Genomic DNA, 13813 nt, shown 5'->3' with positions numbered 1-13813 from the left:
ATCAGAATTTCCAGGCCAGATAGGTAGTAAGGTTGTTTTTGCGGTTTGCCGGGTCATAAATGTAACGGCAGCCCAAAGCAGGTCCTACTCTTACAAGGCCAAATTGTACATCTGCAAATACAGAAGCTCTCATATCTGAGAAACTTTTGTTTACAGGATCTGTGTTCCTGTTTAGGTTTATTTCGGTAATTGTTCCTTGCGCATTGATGGTTCTTAGTTGATAGCGCAGTTCGTTGGTTGTTTTATGATACAAATCTAAAGTTACAAATGCACCTGCGCCAACTGCAACATATTTATTAAGGTTATAACGCAATTGAATCGGAACAGCATTAAGGGTTAATATTTTACTGGTTTTGAAAAGCTGTTTGTCTGCAATAACATAGCCTACATTGTTTACAACCGTATCTTTTCTGCTGTTTTCAACGGTGGCAGGATAAGTGTTTTTCTGATAAGAGGTTAAAAAAGCTTCTGCTTGCCAATAGTAACGATGCGAAGCATAAGGAGATAAGGTAGCGCCGATGGTTATATTTTTTACATTAAGATCATCTGATCCTTGGGTACCCAAAGGAAAACCATAGCCTATGATCAAGCCCGGCGATAGACCCATTTTAAAACGGGCTACAGCTCTGTTGGTATAAATAGGTTCGTTTTTATCAAATACAATAGCGGCCCCACTTTTTATAGGCAGCTTTTCAGGTTTTTCTTTGAACCTGATCTTATATTCTACAAAGCCCATGGTAGAATCGGCATCTTTAACACCCTTTTGCTGCATACCGGGCAGGTAAATGTTGTTGAATACAAAATGTACACTGTCTGCTTTAAAAAGCGTTTGCATACAACTCTGATTGGCATAAGCAGAGTCGCAATTAATTACCTCTGGTTTTGTTTTGGTAACTTTTAAGGTTGAAGGATCAAAAACAGGAGAAACGCTCACGCCCACATCAATTTTTTTAGCCGGACCTTTGCCCGTATTTTGAAATCTTACTTTATAAGTAAGTTCCCGGTTCTTGCTGGTAAAACGATAATTTAACCTGCTTTTGCGAAGTACCATTTTATTGGGATCATGCGAAGCCACAATTTGCAATTCTATGGTAAAGAATTCTGTTTCGAGTAGAGGATGATCGGGTATAAAAGCCCCTGATAGTCGTACTACTGCGTTGGTATCTTTCAGCATCTCTGGGGTGGTTTTAAACTGCAAAAAGACAAAACGTTCTTCATTTGTCTTAAGGTTCTCGAAGCGCCAGCCTTGTATATCTTTAAAATCCTTTAATTTCTCTTTAAGTAAGATCTTTTCAACTTTATCTGAGGGAAGGTAAGGCTGAGTTGAGGCATAGTAAACTGGCTCGCGTTTGTTTTTTTGAACAGGCACAAAAGCTGTATTGATCAATGGATTGAGATCTGATTTCTTTTCCTGATTATAAGTCCTGGTGTCTTCCAGAACAAAATTATTGTTGCTAAATTCTTTATCGTTATAGAGGATGGCCAGAGTACCGTTCAGGTTTTGAATACCATTTTCGGCCTTATTGCGGTAACCTAAAACCAGAATCATTTCATCACCGGGTTTAGGCATGCAGTTACTTTTTAATTCGGTACTGCCCCCCATTTTAAAGAAACCGGATGGTGCGTTTGATGCCATGAGCGGTTTATTGCCAGCAGGTTTTATCGGTTTTGGACGGGTAGGAGGACGTTTGCCATCATCGTAATTATTGGTGGCAAATAGGCGTACCTTAACAGAATCTAAACTTTTAAAAATATGAGAAGGATTTTCTTCAAAACTAAACCCACCATCGCCAAACTCCCAGAAATAAGTATAAAAAGGAGCAGGAGCACCTGCTATAGGACGTAAGGGTCTTAATTCTGCACTAAACTTTGTAATTCCGTTTTCTGTCAGGATATTAATTTTAGGTGGAATGGTATCTGTTGCAGGAATAGCTGTAGGTGTTTGAGCTCTAGCTTTTGCTAAGATCAGACAAGTAAATAAAGTAAATAATACCGTTCTCATACTTTAATAAAAATAAGATAAATTAACAATAACAAGTGCTAAACCTCATATTTTTCCAGCCAAAAAAAGACGAAGCCCGTTAAGGCTCCATCTTTATCGCTGAATTTTTGGGAGATTTCTAATAATTATTCAAAGAAGTAATCACATCTTGTATTTGCTGCTCGCTCACTTCGGTTAGGTTAAGCGTAACTACTTGATTAGCCGTGATTGTGCTTTCTTGCACAGCCATATAATACTTTCCACCTTTTATAGAAAATGAAATGTATTTACCTTGAGCACCAACCGGCATCATATCATCATAACTTTTAACTGCGTTAGGGCCTTCGGGTGTATAGAGCTGAGCGACTACGTTACTGCCTTTTGCACAGAAGTACACAAAAGTTTCGCCATCTAAGCCCATGAAAGATGCTAACTTACCAGGATTATTTACCAGATTAACTTTTACGGTAGTTTTAGGATTTGTGTAAGAGTAAAACACATCACAGTTAATCCAGCCCAAATTACCCATATCAAAATTGTAAAATCCTTGAATGGCATTCGATTCCATGCGGATACCATTAGCGCCATTAGGATTTTTAAGAGGTGCCTGCCATGCAAACTGGTTATCATTGTTTACATTTTCAGCCCCTTCCCATATCTGTGTAATGCCTGTTCTTTTTGCAGGTATGGAAACCGAAATGAATTGATCGAGCTTTTTATCTACACTTACTCCATTAACACTGGCATTTAAGTAAATGAACCCGTCTGAGTGTAAGGGTGCTCCGCTAATGTGGTTGGTGTTGGCTCCGCCAAATAAAATAGAACTGCGGTCTAAAAACTCGCGGGCACTAATGGTAACGGTACCTGTAACTGTAACTCCGTTTTTTCTGAAAATTCCGCCAGGTATAGTAATCTTTGTTCCTCCTTTTAGGGTAAAGGTATTGCTGGTACTTGCATCAATCTGCATGGTTTGTACTTTAGGGCCAAATAGAGTAGTAAATTCTTTAGCATCGTGAGCCGAATTGTTGCTATTACCCTTATCTTTTTTACAGGCCGCAGAAAATAAAATTAATATAATTACGAGCGCATAGGTCAGGTTTAACTTTTTCATGATTTCTAAATTTAATGCTGCTTACTCTTTTCAGGCTTTTCAGCGGTCGCCTTTTGCTTTTGCAGATATATCAATGATGTTTGGAAAATGTTACCTCTGAATTTTTAATTTTTTTTGAAAGGGTAAAAAACTAATTTAGAAGGAGCTTATTGAGTTTAGCTGACAGGTATGGCAAAAAAAATACACGAAGACCAAAAGTATATTACCGCATTGCTCCATAATGATACATTGGTTGTGAATGAGATTTATAAGAAATGCGCCGTAAAGGTGAAGTCGTTCGTTACCTTTAACAATGGCAGTGCCGATGATGCTGCGGATATTTTACAGGAGGCTTTGGTAGATATATACAATCAGGCTAAATACAAAAATCTGGAACTCACTTGTCCGTTTGAACCCTTTCTTTTACTGGTGTGTAAGCGTAAATGGTTAAATGAATTGAAAAAAAGAGCTGTTTTACCGGTAACAAAAACGGATGATGATTTATTACATGTTGGCGAGGATACATTTGAACAGGCAGAGCAACTGGCCTTACAACAAGAACAGGCTAATATGTTCTTAAAAGCATTTGCTCAATTGGGCGAACGTTGTAAAGATATCTTAAAATGGAGTATGAAAGGTGAAGCTCAGGAAAAGGTAGCGGAAATTTTAGGCGTTACTTATGGGTATTTGAGAAAAAAGAAATCGGAATGTATGGCTGGTCTTATAAAGTTAATAGGTAAAAATCATGACTGAGGACAAAATTTTATTAGCGGCACGATATATTGGCGGTGATTTAGATCGGGCCGAAAGCGAACAGTTTAAGCAAAAACTGCTTACAGATACCGAGTTGCAACAATATGTGGCAGATTATAAGCGTGCAGAAGAAAACCTGAAAATGCATTTTGCTGATGATCAGCAACGCGACCAACTTCAAGCTACCTTACAAAAGCTCAATCAGCAATATTTTGCTGAAGATAAGACAGAACATAAGGTTGTTTCTTTAAAACCTTATATCAAATGGATATCTGTGGCAGCTGTATTGGTTATAGGCTTGTTTATATGGTCACCTTGGAATAATGATCTGTATAAACAATATGCGAATGATAACAAGATGCTGGTTACCGAACGTGGACAAACTTCTGAATTGGATAAAGCTGCGGCTTTTTATAACCATCAAGAATTTGACAAGGCTGCTGTTATTTTAGCAGAACTGTATAAAAAAGATAGCGAGAATGCTTTAACCGCATTTTATTACGGCTCTTCATTAACAGAACTTAATCAGTTGACAAAAGCTCATAATATACTGGAAAAACTGGCAGCTGGTAATTCTGTTTACAAATTTGATGCTGCTTATACAATAGCTTTAAGTTACCTTAAAAACAATGATAAAGTAAATTGCAAACTCTGGTTGGAAAAAATACCTGCAGGAACTGCTAAATATGAAAAAGCACAGGAATTGTTAAAGAAATTATAAGGTAAGAGAGCAGAATAAGTAAAGATGTAATCTCAGGATTAAATTTTTATTAATTCTAAAAGCGGAGCTTCTGTCTTTTTGCATAATTTTATAATTATGTATTATGAAAAAGATCAAAGTTTTATTACCCGTTATATGCTTTTTAGGATTACCTTCTCTACTTTTTGGACAGCATAAAATTGTTCAGGAATTAGAAAGCCATAAAGTAGGTTTACCCAATGGCTGGACGTTAACACCCACAGGAACGCAACTTCAATTGGGCGACCTGCCCTTAAACTTAATAATTAGTCACCATAAAAAGCTGGCTGCCGTTACCAATAACGGGCAAAGTACGCAAACAATTGAGTTGATTGATATTGCGCAAAAAAAGAAAACAGACAGTATCGTTATCGCTAAATCCTGGTATGGTATGGCTTTTTCTTCAAAAGATGATCTATTATATGTATCGGGCGGACATGATAATATGGTGAAAACCTATGCAGTTAATCAGGGTAAATTAAGCTTACAAGATTCCATCGTATTGGGTAAACCCTGGCCAAACAAGATTGGCATAGCAGGTTTGGATGTGGATGACAAAGTTCGTAAGGAACTTTATGTGGTAACCAGAGAAGATAAAAAGCTTTATGTAATCGATTTGCAAAGTAAAGCTGTAAAGTCAAAGATCGAATTAGGGGCAGAAGGCTATACCTGTAAATTATCTCCTGACCTTAAATATTTATATATCAGCGTTTGGGGAGCAAAGAAGCTTTTAGTATGGGATACGGCCGCAAAAAAAATAGTGAAGGAAATTCATGTAGGTAGTCACCCTAATGAAATTACATTGAGTAAAAATGGGAAATGGCTATATGTTGCCAATGCAAATGATAATTCGGTTTCTGTAATCAATACGAGAGATGGGAAGGTAATAGAAACTTTAAATGCTGCTTTATATCCTAACTCACCAAGTGGTTCTACAAGTAATGGTGTGGCACTTTCTGAAGATGGAAAAAACCTGTACATTGCTAATGCAGATAATAATTGCCTGGCTGTTTTTGATGTCAGTAATCCGGGTAAATCATTTTCTAAAGGTTTTATTCCTGTTGGCTGGTATCCAACAAATGTGAAAGTGGTAAATAAAGAAATTCTGGTAACCAATGGTAAAGGACTTTCGTCCAGGGCAAATCCTCAGGGGCCAAACCCTACTGATAAGAAAGAGAAAGTTGACCGCCATTTAGGCGATATGAATAAGCCTAAAGAAATACAATATATTGCAGGTCTGTTTAAAGGAACGTTGAGCTTTATCGGTATTCCGGATCAGGCCAGACTGGCTGTTTATTCGCATGCGGTGTATCAGAATACTCCTTATTCAAAAGATAAAGAACTCCATGCAGAGGGGGAATCTGGTAATCCTATTCCAATGAAAGTTGGCGATCCTTCGCCGATCAAATATGTTTTTTATGTGGTTAAAGAAAATCGTACGTACGATCAGGTTTTAGGCGATCTTCCGCAAGGAAACGGAGATCCAAATCTATGTCTGTTCGGAGAAAAAATAACCCCTAACCAACATAAAATTGTAAAGGATTTTGTGCTTTTAGATAATTTCTATGTAGATGCAGAAGTTAGCGCCGATGGGCACAACTGGAGCATGGGAGCTTATGCCACAGATTATCTGGAAAAAACCTGGCCATCGAGTTATGGAGGCAGGGGAGGCAGTTATGGCGGAGAAGGAGAAAGAGAGATTGCCAATAACAGAGATGGTTTTATCTGGGATAATGCAAAACGCCATCAGGTAACCTACAGAACTTATGGAGAGTTTGCAGATAAAGGAAAGCCAACCGTAAAATCGTTAGAAGGCCATGTAGCCAAAGATTATACGGGTTATGATCTGAGCGTTGCCGATACCACACGTGTAAGGCAATGGAAAGCCGATTTTGATCAGCTAATTAAAGAAGGTAAATTACCCCAGCTTACCACCATTCGTTTTGGTAACGACCATACTGAAGGGATGAGGGCAGGTAAAAAAACACCTTATGCCCATGTTGCCGATAACGACTTGGCTGTAGGTATGTTTGTAGATTATATCAGTAAAAGCCCAATCTGGAAAGAATGCGCCATTTTCATTCTTGAAGATGATGCCCAGAACGGACCGGATCATGTGGATGCACATAGAAGTACTGCTTACCTCATTAGTCCTTTTGTGAAAAGAAAATATGTAGATCATACCATGTATTCTACTTCGGGAATGCTTAGAACCATAGAGCTGATTTTAGGGATGAAACCAATGACACAATTTGATGCTGCTGCAATACCAATGTGGAGATCATTTACCAGCAAAGCAGATTATACTTCGTTTAACCATGTGCCTGCCAATATTGATCTGAATGAAAGAAACCCTACAAGTGGAAAATTGGCAGAGTTGAGCAGCAAATTTGACTGGTCTAAAGAAGATGCGGTTCCCGATTTGGTTTTTAATGAAATTCTTTGGCAGGGTTTAAAAGGAGAAAGTGCGCCAACTCCAACAAGAGCAGCATTTTTAAAAATAAGCGCCAAGAAAGATAAAGATGATTAAATCTTAGGAATAGATAGAAATTGAAAGAGCCGGTAAACGCCGGCTCTCTTTTTTGGGAGCTATTAACTATCCTAAATTAAACAGCAGCATCCACCGCTGAATTTCTTTTGTATTATTTAGCTGTTGTTAGCATGTCTTCCAGGTCTTTGAATGGGATCTGATATTTTTTAGATTTCTCTATAGCCATTTGTATAAATTTTTTAAACCCTACCATGTTTCCGGCCTTTTTATTCGCAGAAACTGCGGTTTTAATGAGTTCCAGACTTGATTCAGGTGTAATAATGGCATCAGCCCATTTGCAAAATAAACTAGCTACCTGAGGATTAAAACCTTTTTTTCCGTTAATACTGCTATATAAAGCACTGAAATGGAAAGTATAGAGCACAGGATTAGCAATCGCAAAATTTAAATAACCTACAGTATCTTTTTTCTGTCTCAAGAAATAAGATTCACCTAAGGTTTGCAGGTTAATTTTCCAGCTGTTTGCCGGGAAATATTTTTTATGCTGGCTAAGGAAATTATTAAAAGCCTGTTCTGAATTATCGTTTTTCATCGATTTGTCCAAGGCAGTAAGCAGGGCTTTATCAACTACCGGTTGCAACACATCAGTACCATACAGGTTAGCATAAGTCTGGTAATCCTTGATCACAAGATCAGCTACTTTCTCATTGGCTGTTCTGGCAATCAGAAAAGGCATTAAAGCATTTTTTGCTTTAAAATCAGTAACACTGTTTGCATAATCATCCAATGCCTGAGCATTTAACCCTTTACGTGTAAGTGCAAAATTTACATAGAAGGCAGGGTAATCGCTTTCTTTATAGTTAGCAGAATAACCATCTAAGTATTTATGGTTAAGGGCACTTTCTTTAGCCGTTTTTAGCAGATTTATTAAATCTCCCGGATCTTTAAAACCTGATGTATTTAAAATCAGGCGACCTTCAGGATTGAGCACTAGAAAAGTAGGAAAGCCATTAAGAATATGCTGTACTTTAAGTGTATCGCCCAGTTTATCTTTAAAAATGTTTACTTTCAGTAAGATGAAATCTTTATCAATGACTTTACTTACCACAGGGTTAGGAAATACATCCCTGTCCATTTCTTCGCAGGGAATACAACCTGTAAAATAACAGTCTATAAAAACAAGCTTATTGGTTTTTTTAGCTTGCTCAAGCACATCTTTTAAGTTCTCCTGTGCAAAAGATGCATTGCCAATGAACAGCAATAACGCAGATATTAAAAATTTAATGCGATTCATAATGTTAATGGTTTAAGGTTAAGGTTTGGGTTTTTCCGTCTTTTACATACTCGGCCTTAATTCCGTTTCCTTTGGGTAATTGTAAGATTTGCTCTAATTTTTTAGGATCTTTAACCAGTTGTTTAGTGCTAACATTATTCAAACTGGTAATTACGGTACCATCAGGCAGACCATTCTCATAAGTTGCCGGACTTGTTTTTCCAGAAATCTGTAGCTCGCCAAAAAGATTAAAACCTAACATATAGCCACCCAGAATAAAATCATGAGGGTAGGTGTATGAATGATTTGGTGTTAAATAAATTTCGTTCTTTTTACGGTTAATGGTAAAATTATAACGGGTAATAATGCGCATACCAATAGAGCCATCAAAACCAGGTGACCAGTTTTCATTTTGTCCGCCACCTGCCATTAAAGTAATGGGGATATTTTTTAAAGAAGGTACATTGGTAAAAGAGAAAGCTGAGGCGCGTCCGCCAAAAGTAGGAGAGGCTATACCCATACTAACCGTGCTAGACTGGTATTCAGATTTAAAACCGCTAACCAACAGTTTATTTTGTTTAACAAAAGGTCTGAAACAGATTAAGCTGTAGCTGGCACCGGTATCAAATACAAATTTACCTGTATAAGTTTTGCCGGGTAGCAACTCAACATTACCGTCTATGATAAAAATACCGCTTGAGCTTGAAACAGGAACAATAGTGGCTGTTTTTTCAGGCTGATAATCGTCAAAATTGTAAAGAGAAAGCTGATAAGTATTGAAATCAATTTTGGTGATATAACGAAAGGTCATAGCATTACCGATGATACCGTCGAGGCCTTTAGATAACTCATTAAAAATAGCGATGCTCTGGCCTTTTAACACAAAGCCATTGTCAAAAGTAATATCGTTACCGGCAGAAACAGATATATCCATACTGCCACCCACTACAGATGCTTTTTGTGTGCGGGTAACCTTTAAGCCAATTGTATCGGCTAAGGCTTTGCTTACTGCCATTCCATCGGCTCCGGTATCAAATAACAAACGCAAGGTACGCGAACTGTTGTTAATCTTAACTTTGAGTACAATGGAGCCATTTACCATCTCAAAAGGAATACTAGTTACCGCTTGTTGGGCGCTGCTGCTTAAAAATAAGCAGAGCGCTACAAGGGTGAAAACTAATTTATATAGTTTCATTGTGTGTGGTTTAAAATCCGTAAATTTTTTCGAGGGCACGATCAATATCATCCGTGGCACTGGCCGATATACGCAATAATATTTTGCCTTCTTTATCTATCAGTATTTTGGTAGGAAAAGCCATAACGTTATAGTCTTTAACAATATCCTGCTTTTCAATACCGTCTTTATTTAAAATGTGTGTCCAATTGATACCATCTTCGGCGATGGCATTTAGCCATGATTTTTTGGCTTCCTCAACAGTGTTTCCGCGTTCATGTGCTACTGCAATAATTTCAAAGCCTTTTGAATGGTATTTTTTGTACAGTTCTTTTAGGTGGGGGTGGCTTGCTCTGCAGGGACCGCACCAACTGCCCCAGAAATCAAGCAGTACCACCCGCCCTTTGTAATTGGCCAGATTAACCAGATTACCATCTTTATCTTTTCTTTCAAAATTTATAGCGGGAGAACCTGCTGGTGTACTGCTTACCTTTTTTAAGTAACTTTTAATGCCTGTTGCCAGTGGATGATTTTTATATTTCTCTGAAACCTTATTCCATATATCTTGGTAATCTTGTGCAGTATAATAATTCTGCATACGACTTAATAAATATACCGTAGCGAGTACATCAGGATTTTTGCGTACAAAATCTTTTTGAATATCTCTTATTTTGCTGCTTCCTACACTTAATTCTTTTTCTAACTGCGCTTCGCTTTCTTTAAGCTGTTTTTCATGATACTTTGCTTCAAATAAATCGCGATAAATGATATAATTTCTTACCTCATACGGGTTAACTAGTTTTCTGTAAGCAGTTAAAGCATTGTTTTCTACATCTCCGTTTACTTCTGCAAACTGTAATAACCAGATATCTCCATTGATGTTAAGATCTTTGTTATAGATGAACAAGTCAAGATTAGGTGCGGGGGCGCCATAATTGTTTTCGCCTACTTTTGCGTTTAAGCTACGGTTTAATGAAGTGTATAAACTTGCCACAACCGGAATGTCCTGCTTAGGCATCTTTAGTGAAAAACTACCCTGATTGGCTACAGTTTTAGCACTTATTGTTTGACCTTGCTCATTTCTGAGTACAATACCTACGGTTTGGTTATCCATATTTTTTAGATGACCTTTAATGGTAATGCTATCTGTTTGGGCATGTACCGATAAGGAAAAAATGGACAAAACAATAGCTGTACACAATTTTTGCAGTGTTTTCATTGGATATTTTTAGGTTTTTAAGAAAGAACTGTAAAGAGGGTATCGTAATACCCTCTTTCAGATTTATTTTGCTGCTTCAGCCAATAACAATTGTTTTAATTTAGGGTCTGAAGGACGTGGTGAATCAACACTTACAATTTTTCCGTTTTTATCAAATACCAGGAAACGTGGAATAGTGTTCACTTTATAATATTTAGAGAATTCGTTGCTTACTCCTGCAAATAATTGCATGCCTCCCAAACCTTCGTCCTTAATCATTTGTAGCCATTTTTCTTTATCCTTATCCGCATCGGTAGAGATACTTATGATTTGTACCGGATGACCTTCCATATCTTTCTCTAACTGTTTAAGGAATGGAAATTCTGCACGACAAGGCCCACACCAAGTTGCCCATACATCAACCAATACCACTTTACCTTTTAAGCTGGCAAATGATACTTGTTTGCCAGTTTTATCAGGATAAGTAAATTGTAGTCCATCGGTACCTGGTTTATAGGTTAACAAAGGAGAGATTAAAGCATTGTCTTTTTCTTTCTGTGCTTTGGTAATGATATATTTTCCAAATTGGCTTGTAATGCCTTTATAATCATCATAGTTTTTATAACGACCTAAATTATCAAGAACAAGATCTCCTTTTAACGTATCATTGGGTACATATGAAAGGGTAGTCAACAAACCTTCTGCTCCTGGTTTATAAGGTTTGTTATCCTGACGCATATTTACACTAATCAAAGCAGATAATACACGTTGTCCCCAAGGATAGTTATATACTTTTGAAGTTGTTTTTGAAATATCCTGAGTTTTTAAAGTGCTATAAAAAGGACTGTACTCTTCAACACTTGGATGTGCAGAACGTGGTGTGTTCAGGAAGTTGGTTGCATAGCTAACCAAATCCATTTGCATGATGTTTTTGATTTCTTTATCAAATTTTGGATTGCCAGATGCTTTACCATTCAAAAAGGTTTTGGTTTTGGCTACAATTTCTTCCTGCTGAGGGAAATAATCAACAAATGTACTTTGTACTCTGCTAAAGTTAACGGCTTTTTGGTACAACGGTAAAGTAAGCGCCCGCCATTGTGCTAAAATGGTATTCTCCTTAGAGTTTAATTTGCCGTTAAGAACAGCAGTAGAATCGTTGATGGTAACATCTAACTGATCGCCTGGTTTAAAGTAAAATGCATGGTTATCACCAGGGCCAAATTCATTTCCTGTACCGATAACATATAATCCTTCATATTCAGGATAAAATAAGAAACCAAATTTTTTATCCGGAGATAATGTGCTGGTGCTCATTTCAATGGTACGACCATTGCTTACTTTATATAATTTTACAGGGCTTGGGTATTTTTTATCAAGCTGTCCTTTAATTTGAACGGGTTGCTGGGCTAGGCTAAATGTAGCTGTTGCGGCCAGTAATAATGCGGTGGTTAAGGTTTTTTTAATCATTTTCAAAGTTTACTTATGTGTTTTGGTTAATTATAAAGGTTACTTTCCGGGCTGAAATAAACCCGGAAAGTTTTTGTTTTTTTACCATTGTGTGGTATATGTACCTTCACCAACAGAAGGGGTAATGTACAATACATCTTTTGCTATACCAGTACCTTCAAGTGTTACCATAGGACCTCCGGTGATACTGCCAGATGCCTTGTTAAACATGCGTATTTTATAATTGCCTCCTGTTTGAGAAGCAATCATAATGAAGTTATACGTATAAGGGGCTTCAGAACTATAAGCTTTATGACGGATAAAAGTCACTTCCTCGCCAGCAGGTAGGGTATATTCTAACTTTTCGAAATTATTGCTCAGGTTTCTGCTCCATATCTGGTTACCATTAACAGAGAAATACAGGATGTTTTCCTGTGCGTAAGGCACAGTGAAATTAGTACCATTATATGCCTGTTCGGTAGCATTGATAGGAGTATTGGTAAACTTCATCCTGAATTCATCGGCATATATTTCTGAAATGGTTTTTACTGCAGGATTGTTTTTATCCTGGAAAATAGCACAACCCATGAGGGCATAACGATATGCCGGTGCTGGTAAATAGGTCGTATTTTTAATGCCCATATATATCAGTTTTTTGTTTGTATTGGCGGCAGGCATAGCAGTACCTGCATCATCAGTTACTGATGTTAGCGAAGTACCATAGCCTTGACTTAGAGCCACAAAAGAACTGCTGGTTTCATCATACATATAAGCATTGGTAAGCCAATTGGCCATAAAGTATTTAGAAAGACTGTAAGGTGAGTTATTGGCATCTCTTAAAAAACGTCCACCAAAAATACCTACGTTAAGAGAAGAGTTTGAAATAGCATGTACCTGACCTCCATTTATTAAATAATAAGCACTACTACCTAAAAATGCATAACAAGGGCCTCTTGTAGCAGGAGTTTCGAAAAATGCATTATCTAAAGTGCGTATTTTCTTTAAGGTATTGATATAAATAGTAGACACATCTTTACTGGTTGATAATACCAATGTTTTGGTATTACCTAAAACTCCGGTAACATCTGATTTATAACCGGTATAATAACTGAGCAATTGTGCTTGTCCAGCTAATTTTGCTCCGTTAACAGCACTGTAGATATTCTCTTTTTTACTTTCGGGTATAATGTTGGTAGGCGTTAAGAACAAATCTAGATCTGCTTGTGCGCCATCATCTTTTGCAACATACCATCCTCTGGTAAATTCGGTTACAATGTTAATGCTCGAAGTAAAATACTGCGAGTATTTGGTGTTCTTATTGGTAACCCTATATACCAGAACCCATCCTTTTGCAGGTTTTTTAACTGCATAATTCAGATTTTTGGTTTTAGCCAAGGTATCTAATACCGGAACAGCACCTTGCACATTGGTTTCATAAATGCCCCACAAGTATTCAAACTGTGCGCTGGCATCTGTAGAGCTTACCTCAGGATTAATTACCAGATTGTCTTTTTCTGATATAACCGTATAAGAAGTCTCCATTCCTTTTACCGTAATATTTTCTTTTGGACGGTAATCATAATTGCTATGATCTTTAGCGCATGAACTTAACAATGCAACTAAAGCGATAAGGGATATATAAATTCTTTTCATTGTTTTCATGTTTAG

At 37.3% G+C, this 13813-nt stretch carries 10 protein-coding genes; 3 read left to right on the top strand and 7 right to left on the bottom strand.

The features are described 5' to 3' along the window. Window position 1: 1 nt before the first annotated feature. Together MMF97_RS00230 and MMF97_RS00225 are read right to left on the bottom strand one after the other, a co-directional pair. Entirely contained in the window at window positions 2-2002 is a 2001-nt protein-coding gene (locus tag MMF97_RS00230; RefSeq protein ID WP_243357478.1) for a PKD domain-containing protein, read from the bottom strand. A gap of 118 nt (window positions 2003-2120) precedes the next feature. Next, a complete protein-coding gene (locus MMF97_RS00225; RefSeq protein ID WP_243357477.1) occupies window positions 2121-3092 on the bottom strand; it encodes a hypothetical protein in 972 nt (323 codons plus the stop codon). A gap of 168 nt (window positions 3093-3260) precedes the next feature. Here MMF97_RS00225 and MMF97_RS00220 point away from each other — a divergent pair, with 168 nt between their 5' ends. The 3 genes from MMF97_RS00220 to MMF97_RS00210 all read left to right on the top strand — a co-directional run bounded on the left by MMF97_RS00220 (window position 3261) and on the right by MMF97_RS00210 (window position 7093). Further along, entirely contained in the window at window positions 3261-3824 is a 564-nt protein-coding gene (locus tag MMF97_RS00220; protein WP_243357476.1) for an RNA polymerase sigma factor, read from the top strand. Beyond that, entirely contained in the window at window positions 3817-4545 is a 729-nt protein-coding gene (locus MMF97_RS00215) for a hypothetical protein (protein ID WP_243357475.1), read from the top strand. The genes MMF97_RS00220 and MMF97_RS00215 overlap by 8 nt, the downstream gene beginning before the upstream one ends. A gap of 103 nt (window positions 4546-4648) precedes the next feature. Next, the gene (locus MMF97_RS00210; RefSeq protein WP_243357474.1) at window positions 4649-7093 is read left to right on the top strand and encodes a bifunctional YncE family protein/alkaline phosphatase family protein; all 2445 of its coding nucleotides are present in this window, start codon (window positions 4649-4651) and stop codon (window positions 7091-7093) included. 112 nt (window positions 7094-7205) lie between these two features. On the opposite strand, the gene MMF97_RS00205 is transcribed toward MMF97_RS00210, so the two are convergent. The 5 genes from MMF97_RS00205 to MMF97_RS00185 all read right to left on the bottom strand — a co-directional run bounded on the left by MMF97_RS00205 (window position 7206) and on the right by MMF97_RS00185 (window position 13798). Beyond that, window positions 7206-8348: a thioredoxin family protein gene (locus MMF97_RS00205; RefSeq protein ID WP_243357473.1), complete on the bottom strand. Its 1143-nt coding sequence runs from the start codon at window positions 8346-8348 to the stop codon at window positions 7206-7208. Window positions 8349-8352: 4 nt separating this feature from the next. Next, the gene (locus tag MMF97_RS00200) at window positions 8353-9522 is read right to left on the bottom strand and encodes a retropepsin-like aspartic protease (protein WP_243357472.1); all 1170 of its coding nucleotides are present in this window, start codon (window positions 9520-9522) and stop codon (window positions 8353-8355) included. A 10-nt stretch (window positions 9523-9532) separates the two neighbouring features. Continuing rightward, on the bottom strand, window positions 9533-10720 hold the full coding sequence (locus MMF97_RS00195; protein ID WP_243357471.1) for a TlpA family protein disulfide reductase: 1188 nt from the start codon (window positions 10718-10720) through the stop codon (window positions 9533-9535). Between the two features lie 63 nt (window positions 10721-10783). Continuing rightward, a complete protein-coding gene (locus tag MMF97_RS00190; RefSeq protein WP_243357470.1) occupies window positions 10784-12166 on the bottom strand; it encodes a TlpA family protein disulfide reductase in 1383 nt (460 codons plus the stop codon). An 81-nt stretch (window positions 12167-12247) separates the two neighbouring features. Further along, window positions 12248-13798 carry a PKD-like family lipoprotein gene (locus MMF97_RS00185; protein ID WP_243357469.1) on the bottom strand — a complete coding sequence of 517 codons (1551 nt, stop codon included), beginning with the start codon at window positions 13796-13798 and terminating at the stop codon, window positions 12248-12250. Between the last annotated feature and the right edge of the window lie 15 nt (window positions 13799-13813).

It is taken from the genome of Pedobacter montanisoli, from assembly GCF_022809115.1.
Lineage (GTDB): Bacteria > Bacteroidota > Bacteroidia > Sphingobacteriales > Sphingobacteriaceae > Pedobacter > Pedobacter montanisoli.
Note: the sequence above shows the minus strand (reverse complement) of the source record. Positions and strands in the feature narration are given on the sequence as shown.